We start from the raw sequence: 16,912 nt of genomic DNA, 5'->3' as shown, positions 1-16,912 counted from the left end.
CCTGGTGCGCCGTTGTCTTTCGTCCCGGCGGCGCCGGAACAGTTGGCGGACGCCGCGACAGCGGCGGGGGAACTGGCCACCTTGGCGATCAAGGGCCGCGCGCCGAAAACCGGATACGACCGTGCCCTGTTCGGCGATGCCTGGACTGACGACGTGACGGTGACCGACGGACACAACGGCTGTGACACCCGCGACGACATCCTCGCCCGTGACCTCGCCGACATCGTCCGCAGTGGCGACTGCACCGTGATTTCTGGTGTGTTGCACGACCCGTACAGCGGCGTCACGGTCGATTTCCACCGCGGTCGGGGCACGTCGTCGCTGGTCCCGATCGACCACGTGGTCGCGTTGTTGGACGCATGGCAAAAGGGTGCGCAGCAGTGGGATGACGCCAAGCGGCGCAACTTCGCCAACGACCCGATCAATCTGCAGGCCACGACCCGGTCGATGAACGAACAGAAGGGCGCCGGCGACGCTGCAACGTGGTTGCCGCCCAACAAGTCCTACCGCTGTACGTATGTGACCCGCATTGTCGGCGTGAAGACCGCCTACGGGCTGTGGGTGACGCAGGCCGAACACGATGCGATCGCTCGAATACTGACGAGTTGTGGGGCACCGGATGCAGTTCCCGAACCGCCGCCGGCGGCGATGACGACCCCTCCGGCGCCGGAACCCGATAACGGCCCGTCGGTGTACTACCCGAACTGTAAGGCGGCACGAGCCGCCGGCGCGGCCCCGATCCATGCCGGACAGCCCGGATATCGACCCGGGCTCGACCGCGATGGCGACGGTGTGGCCTGCGAGTGATTTCAGCCCGGGATTGTGAGGTATCCGGCTTCGATGCGCCGCACGCCGTGGGGCTATGTTCTTCTGTGTCGAAAGGGGACGAATCATGACGGCGGACAACCGGATATCGGTGGAGCGTATCGGCACTCTGGTGCGCGGATGATCGAGTTCACGCTCACCCGAACATCGACGGCGCCGATCGAGACGGTGTTCGACGCCCTGACCGATCACCGCGGCATCGCGGACTACCTGTGGGCATGCCGGCGCAGCACCCTCGATCGTGAGGGAACCCCCGCACCCAACGGTGTCGGCGCGATCAGACGTCTGGTGGTGATCGGACCCCCGTTCGTCGAGGAGATCATCGAGTACGAGCGACCCATCCGCTACTCGTACAAGATGCTCTCGGGCGCACCGACCCGGGATCACATCGGAACGGTCCAGCTGCGTGAAGCAGGGACGGGGACCGAGGTCAGCTGGCATCTTCGGTCAACACTGAAGATTCCCGGTGTCGACCGGCTGATGCTACCGGTGTTCAAGAAGGTCATCGACGAACTGCTCAAAGGCGGCATCACCGCCGCTGAACGCCGCGCCTGAACACAGGTGCCGCGGCGCCGCGCCTCGACCAACGCGAGCTCAGCTCGCGGCCAAACGATAGACGCGCGTGGCGTTGGCGCGTGCGATCAGATCGACCACCCGCAGCGCGTCGGCCTCGCTCCAGTCGCCGCCGTCGACAAAGCCGCGCAGCACCCGGTGAATACCGTTGCGCCACAAGCGTGCACCGAGGAAGTGCAGCTCCGCCGGACCGAACCCGTCCGAGGAGTACAGGACTTTGCGGAAAGGCGCCATCTCCAGCAACCGGGCGATGAATGCCGGCCCCCGCGCTCCCAGATGGTTGATGCTCAGGCCGCCGTCGAGATAGACGTTGGTGAACGCCTGCGCCAGGTAGCCGGCCTCGCGCTCGTAAGGGTAGCAGTGCAGCAGCACAATCGGGGTGTCGCCGCTCTGCCGCAGAAAGTCCAGGAGCAGAAGCGGGTTGGCCTTGTGCAGATCACAGTCCCGGTCGCCGAAGCCGACGTGCAGTTGCAGCGGCAGGCCGAGGCGCAACCCCTGGTGCAGCCCGAAGCGCAGCAGCACGCGGTCGCGCAACGGCTCCCCGCCCCGGTCGCGCCAACGGCTCGCCGCGCGGGCGACTTCTGCGGCCGACGGCTCGGTCAGGTCACCGTCGAACCCGCCTCGGTAGGCCAGGATCGACTTGGTGCCGACCGCCGAGGCCGCGCGCCGGTGCAGGATCTCCCCGAACGCCGCCGCGTAATCGCCGGGGGCCTGCGCGGCCTGCTCGGCCACCTCCTCGAGGCGGACGATCTCGCGGGCGCGGCTGCCCGACAACGCTTCTAGTTTCGCGACATCGGCGATCTCGCCGCCGACCCCGGTGTCCACCAGCCAGTCGCCTACCCCCGCGGACGACAGGAACAGCCGGGCCAGTTCGATCTCGCGATGGCGGCTGCGACGTTCCCAATACTCTTCCGCTGTGGCGTGTCTGGGCAGGCCCAGGACGGGTGCGCAGTGGGCGCGCACCGCGAAGCCCAATTGGGAGTCGAACCCGGAATCGAACGCGGTGAGCGGCTCGGTGTTGGCCTCGTTCAGCGCATTCTCGAACCGCGCCCGGTCCCCCGCCGTCAACCAGCACCCGTGGACGTGGTGGTCGATCAAGCTCACGTCGTCGATGTGCCGTGCCAGCTCGGTCACAGGCTCCAGGCCATCCGGAACTTGTCGGCGAGTTGCTCGGCGCCGAGGTCGCCGTAGCGCTGATGTTCCAGGCGGCGCACCGCGACGACGGCGTCCACGGCCGCGTCACCCAGGATTCCCCGTATCAGCGCCGAATTGTCCAGCGCGGCAATTACTTCAGCTTGATCGGTGGCGAGCCCGGCAATTCCGTCGCGGTCGCGGTCGGAGAGTGTCGCCGGATCGACGGTGACCTGCGCCGGCAACGCCGCCTGGTTCTTGATCCCGTCGAGCGCCAGGCCCAGGATCGCCGCGGAGGCCAGGTAGGGGTTCGCCGACGGGTCGATGATCTTCACCTCTACGTTGCCCCCGTACACCGCGCCGGGTCCTGCCTTGACGAATCGCACCGCGGCCTCGCGGTTCTCCGTTCCCCAGCACGTGTAGGCGCCGGACCAGTTGCCAGGCCGTAGCCGCAGACCGGACACGATCGACCCGCACAACACACCCTGCGCCTCGCGCAGTCCGCGCACCACCCCCGCCACCGCGCTCTCCCCGGCCGCCGTCATCCCCTCGGCGCCCGGTCCGTCAGAGAACAACGGACCCTGCGGCATTCGGAGTGAAAAATGTTGGTGGGCACCAGATCCGACGCTGTCTGCAAAGGGCGTCGGCGAGAGGCTGATGCGCAGCCCGTGCCGGCGGGCCGCGCGGCCGATGATCAACCGCATCAGCACCAGCTGGTCGGCGGCGGCCACCGGCGAATGCGGCGCCAGCGAGACCTCGAACTGGTTGGCCCCGTATTCGGGGTGGGACTGCTCGATCGCGATCCCGGCGGCCGTGGCCGAGGAGTTGACGTCGCGGATGAACGCCTCGTACTCGAGGACGCCGGCAAGGCCGTACTGGGCCCACAGCGCCGCCGGCAGCCGACCGCCACCGGGATCGACCAGCAGGAATTCGATCTCGTGGCCGATCTGCGCCTCGATGCCGGCCTCGGTCAGCGCGGCCTCGATGCGGCCGAGCGTGCCGCGGGCACACGCGGGCACGGGCGTGCCGTCTTGCCCGTAGAACGCGGCGGGCGCCCAGGCCAGCCCGTCGCCGACGATGCGCAGCGCCGACAGGTCGATGCGCAGGCGCTGATCGCCGATGACGCCGATGCCGTCGGTGAAGGCGATGCCGGTCTGGTCGATCGCGAAGACGTGCCACGAGGGACTGGCGCCCAGTCCGGCCTCGGCGAAGGTGTCGGTGCGCCGGAGGGGCACCGTCTTGGCCATGGTGAGCCCCGCCGGGTTGACGACGGTCCCGATGACGGTGTCGACACCCTGGGCGTCGAGCTGGGCGATCGCCGCGGCGGCAAGCGGGGTGGCGGTCATGGCAGTCATTGTGCAGCCCGGAGCGAACAATCAGTTATGGCGGTCGAGCAACTCGGCGACGAATCGGTCGATAAACGCGTCCAGCGGGGTGCCGCCCGCCGGTGGCCCCGCGATGTCGGGATCCGTGCCTCACGAGACATAACCCACTGCGACGAGCCGCGGCGTGTCGGCACAGTGGGTTATGTGTCGCGACGGGCGCGGGCGGCGCGGCGGCCCGGCTGCCGGCGCCTACGCGCGGCTGGGCAACGTCAGCGTGCAGGCCTGGCCGATGTCCAGGGTGCGCAACACCCGGCCCATGCCGACCCACAGCGCGCACGAGATTGCCAGATCGGCGAGCAACTCGTCGGAGAAGTGCTCGGAGCAGCGGCTCCAGAAGTCCTCGTCGTCGCGCAGTGCCGTGTGCTCGGTGGCGAACCGGTGCGCGAATTCGGCCGCCAGCCGCTCCTGTTCGCTGTAGCCGGGCCATGTGCGCCACTCCGGGGCATGCTCGTAGAGCTCCTCGTCGACCCCGGCCGCCGGGCCGTCGGCGTCGCGGGTGTTGACGCAGACGATGCACTCGTTGTTGTGGGCGATCACCGCGCGGGCGAGCTCCCGGGTGCGCAGCGGCAGCCGGTTTTTGGTGTAGACCGCCTGGCTGAATCCGCCGAGGGCGCCACCGAGGTCTGGAGACGTGGTGAACCAGCCGGCTATGTCGTCGTCGGCGAACGTTCCGATTCGGCTCATGGCAGGATCCTACGCTCGCGCGGGCCGTTTCTGGAACACGTTCTAGTGCCGGGCAGCAGCGCCCTCGGGGGGCCCGGCAGGCTGGTCAAGCGCGTGCCCGACCGGACCCCGGAGGCCCGCGTTCAGCCCCCGCTTATTGCGAGCCCGGCGGGCGGGACACGCACTGCGCCAGGTACAGCTCCTCGCCGAGCTTGCCCATCAACTCGAGCTGTGTCTCCAGATAGTCGACGTGCAGTTCCTCGTCGGCCACGATCTGCTCGAACAGGTTGGCGGTGGTGGTGTCCTGCTTCTCGCGGCACATGATGATGCCGGGCTTGAGGCGGTCCAGCACCTCGTGTTCGATCGCCAGGTCGGCCTCGAACTGCTCACGCAGCGTCTGCCCGATGCGCAGCGAGAAGAGTCGCTGGTAATTGGGCAGGCCGTCGAGGAGCAGGATGCGGTCGGTGATCGCCTCCGCGTGCCGCATCTCGTCGAACGATTCCTCCCGGGTGTGTTTCGCCACCTCGGTCAATCCCCAGTTGTCCTGCATCTTGGAATGCAGGAAGTACTGGTTGATGGCGGTGAGCTCGCTGCTCAACTGCTCGTTGAGCAGTCGCAAAACGTCCGGATCACCTTGCACGATCACTCCTTAGGGTGTGTGAAAGCCGACATCTTCTGACCGGGGCACGGAAGGCTGGGCTGTAGCCTCCCGATGCCGCCTGTAGTCGAACTGTGCCATGCCGCAGATCAATCTTCCAGGAAGGCATGGCTGCGCTCAGTGTGTGGCGGCGGTGGCCGGGAGTGACCCACCTAACACGCGGCTTAGGTTAGACTCCGCTCATCAACTTAGGTTAGACTCCGCTAATATGCGACCTATTCGCCCGGCATCTTCGCCCCGGCCCCCGGTGACGCGGGACGCCGTGTTCGAGGCCGAATCGCGGTCGCCCGAGCCAGTGTTGGAACCCGTTCCCCAAGGGAACGGTGCCGGCGTGTGGAGGGTGTGCTGATGTACGTATGCCTGTGCGTCGGGGCCACCACCCACACTGTGTCCGAGTGCGTCGCGCGCGGGGCGGCGACTTCCAAAGAGGTCGCCGCCGCCTGCGGCGCCGGTGCCGACTGCGGGCGTTGCAGGCGCACGCTGCGGGCAATCATCGCCGCGTCAGCCAATCGGGAAGGCAGCCGGGAAGCCGAACTGCAGCCCGCCGCATCGCATTAGCGGCCCTTGTTGAATTCCGCCAGCGCCGCAGCGTTGGCCTGCGCCCCCATCATCGCGGCGAAATGGGCGTTCTCCCTCGCCCTGGCCGCCGCAATCCCCGGCCGCACCGGCTCGACCATCGTGTGCTTGACGGCCATCAGGCTCGAAATCGGCCGGGAGGCAAGGATTTCAGCGTGACGGTGCGCCTCGGGCAGCAGCTGCTCCGGCTCACAGACCCGCCACGCCATGCCCATCCGCAGCGCCTCCGCGGCGTCGATCCATTCCGAGGACATCAACAGCCAGGCGGCGTTCTGCCTGCCGACCAACTGCGGCAGCAGGTAGGACGAGGCCGCCTCGGGCGCCACGCCCAGACTGGTGAACGGACACTTCAACCGGGCGGTCGACGACATGAACACCAGATCGGCGTAGCCCAGGATCGTCGCGCCGATGCCCACCCCGACCCCGTTGACGGCACAGATGAGGGGCTTGGGGAACGCGCTGAGCGCGTCGATCAGCCCGATGAAGCCGTGCTCGCCGGGGGTGAAATCCGGGTCGGTGATGCGGGCCTGCATCTCGGCAAGATCCGTGCCTGCCGAAAATCCGCGGCCCGTGCCGGTCAGCAGGACGACGGCGACGTCAGGATCGTCGGCGGCGGCCAGTAACGCCTCGGCCGTGGCGTCGTAGAGGGCCTCGTTGAAGGCGTTGAGCGCCTCGGGCCGGTTGAGGGTGAGCGTCCGCACCCGCTTGACGTCGTCGATCTGCAGGATCACCGCTGCAGCCTAATACCTGCTGTTCAGGCGTTACCGTAGATGCGGGTCGGTGCGATCAGCACCACGGCGCGGCGCTCGGCGGCCATCACGCGGTCGTATTCGTCCCAGTCGTCATGGGTGCCGCCCGCGGCCGTGAACACCTCGCGCAGCAGCAGCCGCAACCGGTTGTCGTCGGCGGCCCAGGGCGCCGCGTCCTCCGGGCCGGCCAACTCGGCGCGGCCCTCGACCGTCGCCCACCGCCATCCGCTGCGGAACGTGACCGCCAGCTGCGGACGTGCCCGCAGGTTCGCGAGCTTGACCTTGCCGTACGTCGCGAAACCCAGCGCGGGTTCACCGGTGGCCGGGTGGGCCAACTGGCCCACGTTGACCAGCGACGCCTGCACGGTGGTGTCGGCGCGGACGGTGGACACCACCGCCAGGCCGCTCTCCCCCGCCGCCAGCGCCACGGCGTCGCGCAGTGTCGTCATGCGCGCTCCTGGAACGGCTCGGTGAACGGTGTCGTGAAGACGTAGCGGCTGGTCGGCACCGTGTCGATGTTCTCGTTGGCGCCGAATGCGCTGGTGCTGGCGACCATGCGGCCCAGTCGTTGCTGGAGCTCGTCGTCGTCGGCGGCGCCGAAGAACGCCTGCAGGTCGGTGATCGCCTCCGCAGGGAACAGCTCCTCGACCACAGCCTCGATCTCCGGGGCGCCCGCGGTGAGGGCGCGCACCACCCAGTTCTGGGTGTAGCCGAACGTCGACTGGGTCTGGATGGCCACCGACGTGTGGTCGCCCTGCCAACGGTCCAGCCAGGTTGGCTGGTCCAGGTGCGCGGGCCGGCGCAGCAGCGCGATGTTGGCCAGTCCCGTTGTACGCGAACCGAGTTGGCTCGGCGAAGGCAGCGGGACCGACTCGGTCACCAGGTAGGCGGCGAACCGGTCGCATTCGCGGGCGAGCAGTCTCAGCGCCGCCTGGACCTGGTCGCCGTAGCACTGCTGGGTCCACAGGCTCACCACCGCGGCCACCGGCGGGTCCAGCGTCGTCAGCGTCATCAGCGAGTGACGCACCGCGCCGTCGCGGACGTTGACGGCCAGCCCCGCCACGCCCAGACCCAGCACCTCGTCGGCTACCGGGCCCCGCTGGCGGGCGCACCAATCGTCGTCCGGGTCGGGACGCATCAGTATCGCGATTACCTTCTCCATACGCAGAACCTACAGTCGTCCCGGCTACTCGGGGGGTTCCCCTTTGACGAGGCGTACCCGGCGTTCGGCGCCGATCAGCCCGCCGATGATCCCGGCCAGCCGCCGGTAGGACTCATGGCGTCCGCTGGAGGCGCGGAACACCAGGCCGATCCGCCTGCCCGGGCGTGGCGTGGCGAACTCGGCGAGCCCCAGCCGACTTCTCGCCGCCTCGACCGGGACGGCCGTCCGCGGGATCAGGGTCGCACCCAGCCCGCCGGCCGCGCACTGCACCGCGGTCGACAGCGATGCCGCCCGCGTGTTCGCCAGCTCCGGCCGCACACCCGCCATGCGACAGACGTCGAGCGCCTGGTCGCGCAGGCAGTGGCCCTCGTCGAGCAACAGCAGCGGCAGCTGCGCCAGCGCCGTCGTCGGGATCCGTCGCCGGCCCGACAGCGGATGCCCGGGGGGCAGCGCGAGGACGAAGTCTTCGTCGTAGATGGGAATTGCGGTGATTCCGGCGGCGGCGGCGGGCAACGCGATCAGCGCCGCGTCCAGCGCGCCTTCGCGCAGGGCCGCCAGCAGCCGCTCGGTCTGGTCCTCGATCACCCGCAACGTCAGGTCGGGAAGCTGCTCGGGGACCCCGGCCAGCACCGTCGGCAGCACGTAGGGCGCCACCGTCGGAATCAGCCCCAGCCGCAGACTGGCCTGCAGGGGGTCGGCGGTGCCGGCCGCGGCGGCGGTGAACGCGTCCACCGCATGCACCACGGACTGAGCGTGCGGGAGCAGCTGCGCACCCTCCGCGGTCAAGAAGACCCGCCGCGTCGACCGCTCGATCAGCTGGGTGCCCAGCCCGTTCTCCAGGGCCGCCAACGCCTGCGACAACGTCGACTGGCTCACGCCCAGAGCGGGCGCGGCGCTGCTGAAGTGCCGCTTCTCGGCCACCGCGACGAACGCACGCAGCCCGGCGACCGTCGGCTGATAATTCTTATCGGTCATACCTATTAATATAGTGTGAAAAATCACCTTTACCTCACAGTCCCGCGGCGGCAACATAGGAACAGAAGCCACGAAATCCCGCTACGACACGACCCAGAGGAGCGATATGTCATTGCTGACAATCGGCGACCAGTTCCCCACCTACCAGCTCACCGCGCTGATTGCCGGCGACCTGTCCAAGGTCGACGCGAACGACCCCGGCGACTACTTCACCACCATCACCAACGACGACCACCCCGGCAAGTGGCGCGTGGTGTTCTTCTGGCCCAAGGACTTCACCTTCGTATGCCCCACCGAGATCGCGGCGTTCGGGAAGCTGAACGACGAATTCGCCGACCGCGACGCCCAGGTGCTCGGTGTGTCGATCGACAGCGAGTTCGTGCATTTCAACTGGCGCGCGCAGCACGAGGACCTCAAGGCGCTGCCCTTCCCGATGCTCTCGGACATCAAGCGCGAGCTCTGCCTGGCGACCGGAGTGCTCAACGCCGACGGCGTGGCCGACCGGGTGACTTTCCTCGTCGACCCCAACAACGAGATCCAGTTCGTTTCGGCCACGGCGGGATCCGTGGGCCGCAACGTCGAGGAAGTGCTGCGGGTCCTGGACGCGCTGCAGTCCGACGAGCTGTGCGCCTGCAACTGGCGCAAGGGCGACCCGACACTCAACGCTGCCGAGCTGCTCAAGGCATCTGCCTGATCGCGGCCTGAATTCCGGCCCCACAAGCCTGGTCAGGAGGCAACATGAGCGTTGAAAACCTCAAGAACGCGCTGCCCGAGTACGCCAAGGACCTCAAGCTCAACCTCGGCTCGATCGTGCGCAGCACGGAGCTCAACGAGGAACAGCTGTGGGGCACCCTGCTGGCCAGCGCCGTGGCGACCCGGAATACCCAGGTAATGGCCGAGATAGGTGCCGAAGCGGCCGACGTGCTGTCGGCCGAGGCGTACCACGCGGCCCTCGGGGCGGCCTCGATCATGGGCATGAACAACGTGTTCTACCGTGGCCGCGGCTTCCTCGAGGGCAAGTACGACGATCTGCGGGCGGGATTGCGGATGAACATCATCGCCAATCCAGGTGTGGAGAAGGCGAACTTCGAGCTGTGGTGCTTCGCGGTCTCCACCATCAACGGATGCCCGGATTGCGTCGCCTCCCACGAGCACACGCTGCGCGAGGCGGGGATGGGCCGCGAGGCCATCCAGGAGGCGTTGAAAGTCGCCGCGATCGTGTCCGGCGTGGCGCAGGCGATCATCGCCGCGGAGACGCTGGCCGGCGTCGGCTGATCGCGATTTCGTGACGGAACCCGCCTGGGTCGGCCACGCCATCTGGTGGCAGGTCTACCCGCTGGGTTTCGTCGGCGCCTTCCCCACGCCAGGTGAGCCGCCGCAGCCGGATGAACACCGGTTGCGGCGGCTCACCGGCTGGTTCGACCACGCCATCGCACTGGGGGCCTCCGGTGTCGCCCTGGGACCGATCTTCGCCTCGCGCACCCACGGCTACGACACCACCGACCACTACCGCATCGACCCCCGACTCGGCGACGACGCCGACTTCGACCACCTCGTCGCCGAGGCGCGCCGCCGCGGCCTTCGGGTGCTGCTCGACGGCGTCTTCAACCATGTGGGCGTGGACTTCCCGGCGTATCGCGAGGCGGCCGACAGCGAGGCCGCGGCGCGCTGGTTCCGCGGGCGTCCGGGCCGGTTTCACACGTTCGAAGGCCACCCCGGGCTCATCACCCTCAACCACGACAACCCCGAGGTCGTCGACTACGCCGCCGACGTCATGGCCCACTGGCTGGGCCGCGGCGCGGACGGCTGGCGGCTCGATGCGGCCTATGCTGTGCCGCAACACTTCTGGGCGGCGACCCTCCCGCGGGTTCGGGAGCGCTACCCGGACACCTGGTTCGTCGGGGAACTCATTCACGGCGACTACGCCGCTCAGGTCGAGGCAGCCGGGTTCGACTCGGCCACCCAGTACGAGCTGTGGAAGGCGATCTGGAGCAGCCTCAACGACGGCAACTTCTTCGAGCTCGACTGGGCGCTGCAGCGCCACAACGAGTTCCTGTCCCGTTTCTCCCCGCTGACGTTCGTCGGCAACCACGACGTCACCCGCATCGCCAGCCGCCTCGAGCGTCGTGAGCATCTTGCGCAGGCGCTGGTGGTACTGCTCACGATCGGCGGTGTGCCCAGCCTGTACGCCGGCGACGAGTTCGGGATGCTCGGCATCAAGGAGGAGCGGTTCGGGGGTGACGACGCGGTTCGTCCCGAGTTCGACACTCCCCCAATGCCGTTGGATGCCTTCGGCGCCGAGGCGTGGGCATTGCACCGGTTCCTGATCGGCCTGCGCCGCCGCCACCCGTGGCTGCATGCGGCGGCGACGAGCCCGCTGCGGCTGTCCAACCTGCACTACGTCTACGAAACGCGAAGCGGCGACGACAGTTTGCTTGTCGCGCTGAACGTCGACGACGAGCCGCTGCGCCTGGCGGTTGACGAACTGGGCGGCGGGCGTGCGCGCGTGGAGGCTGGCTCGTCGGCGCCGGCGCGGGAGATCGTCGACGAGGTGATGGTCGAGCCGCACGGATGGCGGATCCTCAGCCGCGCCTAGGATTCCAGCCGTTCCAGTGTCGCTGCGTCTCGCCGTCCGTCGTAGTACTTGTCGAGCAACGCGACGAAGTCCTCGTTGTCGTCGGTGGCGGCGGCGAACAGCGTCATCGACGAACACAACTTGAGGTCGTCGGGCGAACCGAAGATCTCGGCGGCCGAACGGCCTGGCGCCTGGTTGACCAATCGCGTGCACTCCCGCAGCCGCGCCCCGAGCACGCTGTGCCGTAAGTAGGCGCGCGCCTCCCCCAGTGCGGAGATACCGTAGCGCTGCGCGGTCTCGCTGCTGCCCAGGCCGCGCAGTTGCGGGAACACGAACCACATCCAGTGGGTGCGTTTGCGCCCCTCGCGCAACTCCTCGACGACGGCGCGGTAGACCGGCGCCTGCGCCTTCAGGAAGCGTTTGAGGTCGTAGGGGTCGGGTGCTGATTCCATGGCTGTCAGACTGCCCCGTCAGGCGACCGAGCGCCCGGGAAGGGCCATCAGCCGCGCCGTGGGCGTCGCGTCCGGCGGCGCGGGCTGGGCCGGCCCGAACCCGCCGGGGTGCCGCAGCGCCGCCTCGAGCATCGACTCCACCCGTTCGCGCGGGCTCTGCCCCGCCACGCTCGACGGCTGGTCTCCGCTTTCGGTCCGGGTCTTCTCGACTGCCCCGATGGGCAGGTCGATCGCCTCGCTTGCCATCGCGCCGATCCGCGCGGTCGCGTCGTCCATGACGCGCATGGTAGTCGCGGTGCTCGGAGTGTCCGGCGTGATGCCCGGGCGCCGGCTGCACACTGGTAGGCATGGCAGTCAAGCGACGGGTGCCCAGGGTCCGCGACCTGGCGCCGCTGATCAGGTTCAAGCGCCCCGAGTTCGACCGCACCAGGCGTCGCCTCGACGCCGCCTACACCATCGACGACCTGCGTCGCATCGCCGCACGCCGCACACCCAGGGCGGCGTTCGACTACACCGACGGCGCCGCCGAGGACGAGCTGTCGATCCGGCGCGCTCGACAAGCATTTCGCGACATCGAGTTTCACCCGACCATCCTGCGAGACGTCAGCACCGTGACGGCGGGCTGGAATGTCCTGGGCCGGCCGGTGGCCCTGCCGTTCGGGATCGCCCCGACTGGGTTCACCCGGTTGATGCACACCGAGGGCGAGATCGCCGGCGCGCGGGCGGCGGCGGAGGCCGGGATCCCGTTTTCGCTGTCCACCCTGGGCACCTGCGCGATCGAAGACCTGGTAGCCGTGGTGCCGCAGGGCCGCAAGTGGTTTCAGCTCTACATGTGGCGCGACCGCGACCGCTCGATGGCGCTGGTGCAGCGCGCAGCCGACGCCGGTTTCGACACGCTGCTGGTCACCGTCGACGTCCCGGCCGCAGGCGCGCGGCTGCGCGACAACCGCAACGGGATGACGATCCCGCCGACCCTGACGCTGCGGACCGTGCTCGACGCGGTGCCGCACCCGAGCTGGTGGTTCGACCTGTTGACCACCGAGCCGCTGGCGTTCGCGTCGCTGGATCGCTGGCCGGGCACCGTCGGTGAGTACCTGAGCACGATGTTCGACCCCAGCCTCACCTTCGACGACCTGGACTGGATCAAGGCGCGCTGGCCCGGCAAGCTCGTCGTCAAGGGGATCCAGACGCTCGACGACGCCCGTGCCGTGGTCGAGCGCGGCGTCGACGGCATGGTGTTGTCCAATCACGGTGGCCGGCAACTGGATCGCGCGCCGGTGCCCTTCCACCTGCTGCCCGCGGTGGCGCGCGAATTCGGCAAGGACACCGAGATCCTGGTGGACACCGGCATCATGGCCGGCGCCGACATCGTGGCGGCGATCGCGCTGGGGGCGCGGTGCACCCTGGTCGGGCGGGCCTACCTCTACGGCCTGATGGCCGGCGGCGAGGCCGGCGTGGCCCGCGCGATACACATCCTGGCAGAAGGGGTGCTCCGCACGATGCGGCTGCTCGGTGTCACCTGCCTCGAGGAGCTTTCGCCCAGGCACGTGACGCAACTGCGGCGGCTGGGGCCCGTCGAATCGTGAGGGCTACCGCAGCCGCGCGACCTGTTCGGTGCGGTTGCGCACCAGGTCGTTGTAGGCCTGCCCCGGCCCCACGTGATCCCAGAGCTTCGGCGGGTAGTGGGCGACGTACATGGTGCGCCGCCCGCCGGCACCGGTCGGCCGGGGCGAGGCATGCATCACGTCCTGGATGTGGACGGTGACGTCGCCGGGGGCGGTGTCGATGCTCACGACCGGTACCCCCGGGAGCCGCTGCTGCCACCGGTAGTGGATCGCCTGACCGTGACTGCCGGGAACGACCTGCAGGTTGCCGGTCGAGGAATCCGAACCCGTGATCTGGATCCCGACGCTGAGCGTGGGACACATGATGGCGTGCCCACCCATCCCGCAGTCCTGGTGCCAGGGGATGTTGGACAGCCCGCTGGTGTTTCCCGGCACCTTGAGCAGCACCGCGCTGCCCTCCATCCGGTCGGGCGCGGCGCGCAGCGCGGGGTCGAGCAGAGTGCCGAGCCTGTGCACCCGCGGGTCGCCTTCGAGGGCCGCGAGAACCGGCGAGCGCAGCGTCGCGTACACCAGGCGGCACAGGACGCTGCCGCCGTCTTCGCCGGTGACCCACCACGACCGGTCGTCCCCGGGACGCGCGGCCGCCGCGAGGCGGTCGACCTCGCGGTTGGCGGCCTCCATCTCCTCGCCGGTGAAGACGCCGGTGACGTGCAGGTAGCCCATCGTCTCGAGCTGCGCGGCCAGTTCGGCGTCGTGTGCATCCAGCGTGAACGCGGCGAGCGGGTCGCGCCCCTTGAGATCGGTTCGCGCCGGGTCGTAGGGCGGGATGCCGGCGTGCAGGTAGCGCAGGACCGGGTCCCAGTCGGCCAGTTGGTCGAATCCGCCCCGCTCGAAGGCCAGGTCGTCGCTGAGCAACAGGTTGACGACCGTGCGGACCTGCCCAACCATGTCGTCCCAGGCTTGCCGGGACAGGCGCACGACGGCCTGCCCGCCGCCGGTGCCGGTGGCCTGCCCGTCGTCGACGCGGATCGTCGGCCCGTCGGCGGTGTACGTGACGGCGTCATCTCCGACGAGGAACGTGATCGAGCCGGTGCGCGCCAAGTGTCTGGCCGCGGCCGCGAGGATCTCCGGGTCGAGGGAACGGGGGACGGGATGCGACAGCGCCATGGCCCGATTATGCGACCGAAGCCGCCCCGCCGGGAACAAACCGGCGGCCGGCCGGGTTGAGCGCAAGAGGCTCAATTTTTGGAGGATTTGATGGCCGACGCCATGTCCGTTCCGGTGCTGTTCGTCACCGACACGATCGTGCTGCCCGGAATGGCGGTGCCGATCGCGCTCGACGAGGCCGCACGCGCGGCGATCGACGCCGCCCAGGCCAGCGAGTCGGGGCAGCTGCTGATCGCGCCCCGGCTGCAGGACCGGTACCCCTCGTACGGGATGATCGCCAAGATTCTGCAGGTCGGCCGCGTCGCGGGCGGCGGCACCGCCGCCGTCGTGCGCGGTGAGCGCCGCGCCCAGATCGGGGCGGGAGCCTCCGGGCCGGGCCCGGCGGTATGGGTCGAGGTGACCGAGGTCGCCCCGAACGAGCCCACCGACGAGGTCAAGGCCCTGGCGGCGGAGTATCGCAAGCTGCTGCTGGCAATGCTGCAGCGGCGCGGGGCCTGGGAGATCGTCGACTACGTCAACGGCCTGACCGATCCCTCGGCCCTGGCCGACACCTCCGGCTACGCGTCCTACCTGAGCGCCGCGCAGAAGCGCGAGTTGCTGGAGACCGTTGATGTGGGCCGTCGCCTCCGCGTCCTGATCGACTGGACGAGCACGCACCTCGCCGAGGTCGAGGTGAGCGACAAGATCGCCGAAGACGTTCGCGAGGGCATGGAGAAGACCCAGAAGGAGTTCCTGCTGCGCCAGCAGCTGGCCGCCATCCGCAAGGAGCTCGGCGAAGGTGAACCCGACGGTTCCGACGATTACCGCGCCCGGGTGGAGGCCGCCGACCTGCCCGACACGGTGCGCGAGGCCGCGCTGCGCGAGGTCGGCAAGCTGGAACGCTCCAGCGACCAGAGCCCGGAGAGCGGCTGGATCCGCACCTGGCTGGACACCGTGCTGGACCTGCCCTGGAACGTCGAGACCGACGACTCCACCGACCTGAAGGCCGCGCGGGAGATCCTGGACGCCGACCACCACGGGCTGGACGACGTCAAGGACCGCATCGTCGAATACCTGGCCGTGCGTGCGCGCCGCGCCCAGCGCGGGCTGCAGGTCGTCGGCGGCCGTGGCTCCGGCGCGGTGATGGTGCTGGCCGGACCCCCTGGCGTCGGCAAGACCTCGCTGGGCGAGAGCGTCGCGCGGGCGCTGGGCCGCAAATTCGTGCGCGTCGCCCTGGGCGGGGTGCGCGACGAGGCGGAGATCCGTGGGCACCGGCGCACCTACGTCGGCGCGCTGCCGGGCCGGATCGTGCGCGCCATCGGTGAGGCGGGGACGATGAATCCCGTTGTCCTGCTGGACGAGATCGACAAGGTCGGTTCGGACTACCGCGGCGACCCTTCGGCCGCCTTGCTGGAGGTACTCGACCCGGCGCAGAACCACACCTTCCGGGACCACTACCTGGATCTGGACCTGGACCTGTCCGACGTGGTGTTCCTAGCCACCGCCAACGTGGTCGAGAACATCCCGTCCGCGCTGCTGGACCGCATGGAGCTGGTGACCATCGACGGCTACACCGAGGACGACAAGGTCGCCATAGCCCGCGACTACCTGCTGCCCCGGCAGCGGGAACGGGCGGCGCTGAGCGACGGCGAGGTGACCGTGACCGACGCCGCGCTACGCACGATCGCCGCCGACTACACCCGCGAGCCGGGGGTGCGGCAGTTCGAGCGGCTGCTGGCCAAGGCGCTGCGCAAGGTGACCACACGGCTGGCGCCCGGATCGGACGGGGCGGCCGGTCCGCTCGTCATCGACGAGCCGGATCTCGTCGACTACCTGGGCCGCCCGCGGTTCACCCCCGAGTCGGCCGAGCGCACCGCGGTGCCCGGCGTGGCCACCGGCCTGGCCGTCACCGGCCTGGGCGGTGACGTCCTCTACATCGAAGCCGGCGCAACTGGATTGGATGGGGCCGGCGAGTCCGCCCTGGTTCTGACCGGACAGCTGGGCGACGTCATGAAGGAGTCGGCGCAGATCGCGCTGTCCTACGTGCGCTCGCACGCTCGCGCGTTGGGCATCGACCCCAAGGCGCTGGACCGCCGCATCCACGTGCACGTGCCCGCCGGAGCGGTGCCCAAGGACGGCCCGTCGGCCGGCGTCACGATGGTGACCGCCCTGGTGTCGATGGCCACCGGCCGTCAGGTCCGCTCCGACGTCGGCATGACCGGCGAGGTCACGCTGAACGGACGGGTGTTGCCCATCGGCGGCGTGAAGCAGAAGCTACTAGCCGCCCAACGTGCCGGCTTGGCAACGGTTTTCATCCCCGCACGCAACGAAACGGACCTTGATGACGTGCCCGACGAGGTGCTCGCAAACCTGGACGTGCGGCCGATGACCGACGTCGCCGAAATCGTCGCGCAGGCACTGGCACCGGCGACCGAGATTGCGGCGGTCGCCGCCTGAGCTGGACGCGAGCGTGAGGC

General features: G+C 69.2%; 19 protein-coding genes. 8 read left to right on the top strand and 11 right to left on the bottom strand.

All coding sequences use genetic code 11. The features are described from left to right. Both AC2VOK_RS00395 and AC2VOK_RS00390 read left to right on the top strand, forming a co-directional pair. On the top strand, positions 1-807 hold an 807-nt coding region (locus AC2VOK_RS00395; protein ID WP_428898704.1), incomplete at its 5' end, for a GmrSD restriction endonuclease domain-containing protein. Between the two features lie 138 nt (positions 808-945). Next, the gene (locus AC2VOK_RS00390) at positions 946-1,380 is read left to right on the top strand and encodes an SRPBCC family protein (protein ID WP_428898703.1); all 435 of its coding nucleotides are present in this window, start codon (positions 946-948) and stop codon (positions 1,378-1,380) included. A gap of 39 nt (positions 1,381-1,419) precedes the next feature. Here the strand turns inward: AC2VOK_RS00390 and AC2VOK_RS00385 are convergent, their stop codons facing one another. The 4 genes from AC2VOK_RS00385 to bfr form a co-directional block, all read right to left on the bottom strand. After that, positions 1,420-2,532 (bottom strand): amidohydrolase family protein, encoded by a 1,113-nt coding sequence (locus AC2VOK_RS00385; protein ID WP_428898702.1) that lies wholly within the window; start codon positions 2,530-2,532, stop codon positions 1,420-1,422. Next, positions 2,529-3,875 carry a type I glutamate--ammonia ligase gene (locus AC2VOK_RS00380; RefSeq protein WP_428898701.1) on the bottom strand — a complete coding sequence of 449 codons (1,347 nt, stop codon included), beginning with the start codon at positions 3,873-3,875 and terminating at the stop codon, positions 2,529-2,531. The genes AC2VOK_RS00385 and AC2VOK_RS00380 overlap by 4 nt, the downstream gene beginning before the upstream one ends. Positions 3,876-4,103: 228 nt before the next feature. Beyond that, positions 4,104-4,598, bottom strand: a complete 495-nt coding sequence (locus AC2VOK_RS00375; protein ID WP_428898700.1) for a carboxymuconolactone decarboxylase family protein — start codon at positions 4,596-4,598, stop codon at positions 4,104-4,106. A gap of 133 nt (positions 4,599-4,731) precedes the next feature. Then, a complete protein-coding gene (gene bfr / locus AC2VOK_RS00370) occupies positions 4,732-5,217 on the bottom strand; it encodes a bacterioferritin (protein WP_421528435.1) in 486 nt (161 codons plus the stop codon). A gap of 366 nt (positions 5,218-5,583) precedes the next feature. On the opposite strand from bfr, the gene AC2VOK_RS00365 reads away from it, so the two are divergent. Then, positions 5,584-5,793, top strand: coding sequence for a (2Fe-2S)-binding protein (locus tag AC2VOK_RS00365; protein ID WP_428898705.1), 210 nt, complete (start codon positions 5,584-5,586; stop codon positions 5,791-5,793). Here the strand turns inward: AC2VOK_RS00365 and AC2VOK_RS00360 are convergent. The 4 genes from AC2VOK_RS00360 to AC2VOK_RS00345 are packed head-to-tail and all read right to left on the bottom strand — an operon-like array spanning position 5,790 to position 8,697. Further along, entirely contained in the window at positions 5,790-6,542 is a 753-nt protein-coding gene (locus AC2VOK_RS00360) for an enoyl-CoA hydratase/isomerase family protein (RefSeq protein ID WP_428898699.1), read from the bottom strand. The genes AC2VOK_RS00365 and AC2VOK_RS00360 overlap by 4 nt on opposite strands. Positions 6,543-6,565: 23 nt before the next feature. Further along, positions 6,566-7,009: a TIGR03618 family F420-dependent PPOX class oxidoreductase gene (locus tag AC2VOK_RS00355; RefSeq protein ID WP_421528438.1), complete on the bottom strand. Its 444-nt coding sequence runs from the start codon at positions 7,007-7,009 to the stop codon at positions 6,566-6,568. Then, complete coding sequence (locus AC2VOK_RS00350) at positions 7,006-7,722, bottom strand: EthD domain-containing protein (RefSeq protein ID WP_428898698.1); 717 nt, start codon at positions 7,720-7,722, stop codon at positions 7,006-7,008. The genes AC2VOK_RS00355 and AC2VOK_RS00350 overlap by 4 nt, the downstream gene beginning before the upstream one ends. A gap of 24 nt (positions 7,723-7,746) precedes the next feature. After that, positions 7,747-8,697: a hydrogen peroxide-inducible genes activator gene (locus AC2VOK_RS00345; RefSeq protein ID WP_428898697.1), complete on the bottom strand. Its 951-nt coding sequence runs from the start codon at positions 8,695-8,697 to the stop codon at positions 7,747-7,749. Positions 8,698-8,803: 106 nt separating this feature from the next. On the opposite strand from AC2VOK_RS00345, the gene AC2VOK_RS00340 reads away from it, so the two are divergent. The 3 genes from AC2VOK_RS00340 to AC2VOK_RS00330 are packed head-to-tail and all read left to right on the top strand — an operon-like array spanning position 8,804 to position 11,293. Continuing rightward, positions 8,804-9,391: a peroxiredoxin gene (locus tag AC2VOK_RS00340; protein ID WP_428898696.1), complete on the top strand. Its 588-nt coding sequence runs from the start codon at positions 8,804-8,806 to the stop codon at positions 9,389-9,391. Between the two features lie 44 nt (positions 9,392-9,435). Then, the gene (locus tag AC2VOK_RS00335) at positions 9,436-9,972 is read left to right on the top strand and encodes an alkyl hydroperoxide reductase (protein WP_428898695.1); all 537 of its coding nucleotides are present in this window, start codon (positions 9,436-9,438) and stop codon (positions 9,970-9,972) included. Between the two features lie 10 nt (positions 9,973-9,982). Then, on the top strand, positions 9,983-11,293 hold the full coding sequence (locus tag AC2VOK_RS00330; protein ID WP_428898694.1) for an alpha-amylase family protein: 1,311 nt from the start codon (positions 9,983-9,985) through the stop codon (positions 11,291-11,293). On the opposite strand, the gene AC2VOK_RS00325 is transcribed toward AC2VOK_RS00330, so the two are convergent. Both AC2VOK_RS00325 and AC2VOK_RS00320 read right to left on the bottom strand, forming a co-directional pair. After that, positions 11,290-11,724 (bottom strand): DUF1810 domain-containing protein, encoded by a 435-nt coding sequence (locus AC2VOK_RS00325; protein ID WP_421528444.1) that lies wholly within the window; start codon positions 11,722-11,724, stop codon positions 11,290-11,292. The two genes, AC2VOK_RS00330 and AC2VOK_RS00325, sit on opposite strands and share 4 nt — an antisense overlap. An 18-nt stretch (positions 11,725-11,742) precedes the next feature. After that, the gene (locus AC2VOK_RS00320; protein WP_428898693.1) at positions 11,743-12,000 is read right to left on the bottom strand and encodes a DinB family protein; all 258 of its coding nucleotides are present in this window, start codon (positions 11,998-12,000) and stop codon (positions 11,743-11,745) included. A gap of 71 nt (positions 12,001-12,071) precedes the next feature. On the opposite strand from AC2VOK_RS00320, the gene AC2VOK_RS00315 reads away from it, so the two are divergent. Continuing rightward, the gene (locus tag AC2VOK_RS00315) at positions 12,072-13,310 is read left to right on the top strand and encodes an alpha-hydroxy acid oxidase (RefSeq protein ID WP_428898692.1); all 1,239 of its coding nucleotides are present in this window, start codon (positions 12,072-12,074) and stop codon (positions 13,308-13,310) included. Positions 13,311-13,313: 3 nt separating this feature from the next. Here the strand turns inward: AC2VOK_RS00315 and AC2VOK_RS00310 are convergent, their stop codons facing one another. Next, positions 13,314-14,456: a phytanoyl-CoA dioxygenase family protein gene (locus tag AC2VOK_RS00310; RefSeq protein ID WP_428898691.1), complete on the bottom strand. Its 1,143-nt coding sequence runs from the start codon at positions 14,454-14,456 to the stop codon at positions 13,314-13,316. 90 nt (positions 14,457-14,546) lie between these two features. Between AC2VOK_RS00310 and lon the strand changes: the two genes are divergently transcribed. Then, a complete protein-coding gene (gene lon, locus AC2VOK_RS00305) occupies positions 14,547-16,892 on the top strand; it encodes an endopeptidase La (RefSeq protein WP_428898690.1) in 2,346 nt (781 codons plus the stop codon). Positions 16,893-16,912 lie beyond the last annotated feature (20 nt).

The organism is Mycobacterium sp. TH-M116 (assembly GCF_057473685.1).
The sequence above is the reverse complement of the archived record's forward strand: the minus strand, read 5'-3'. Positions and strand labels throughout refer to the sequence as shown.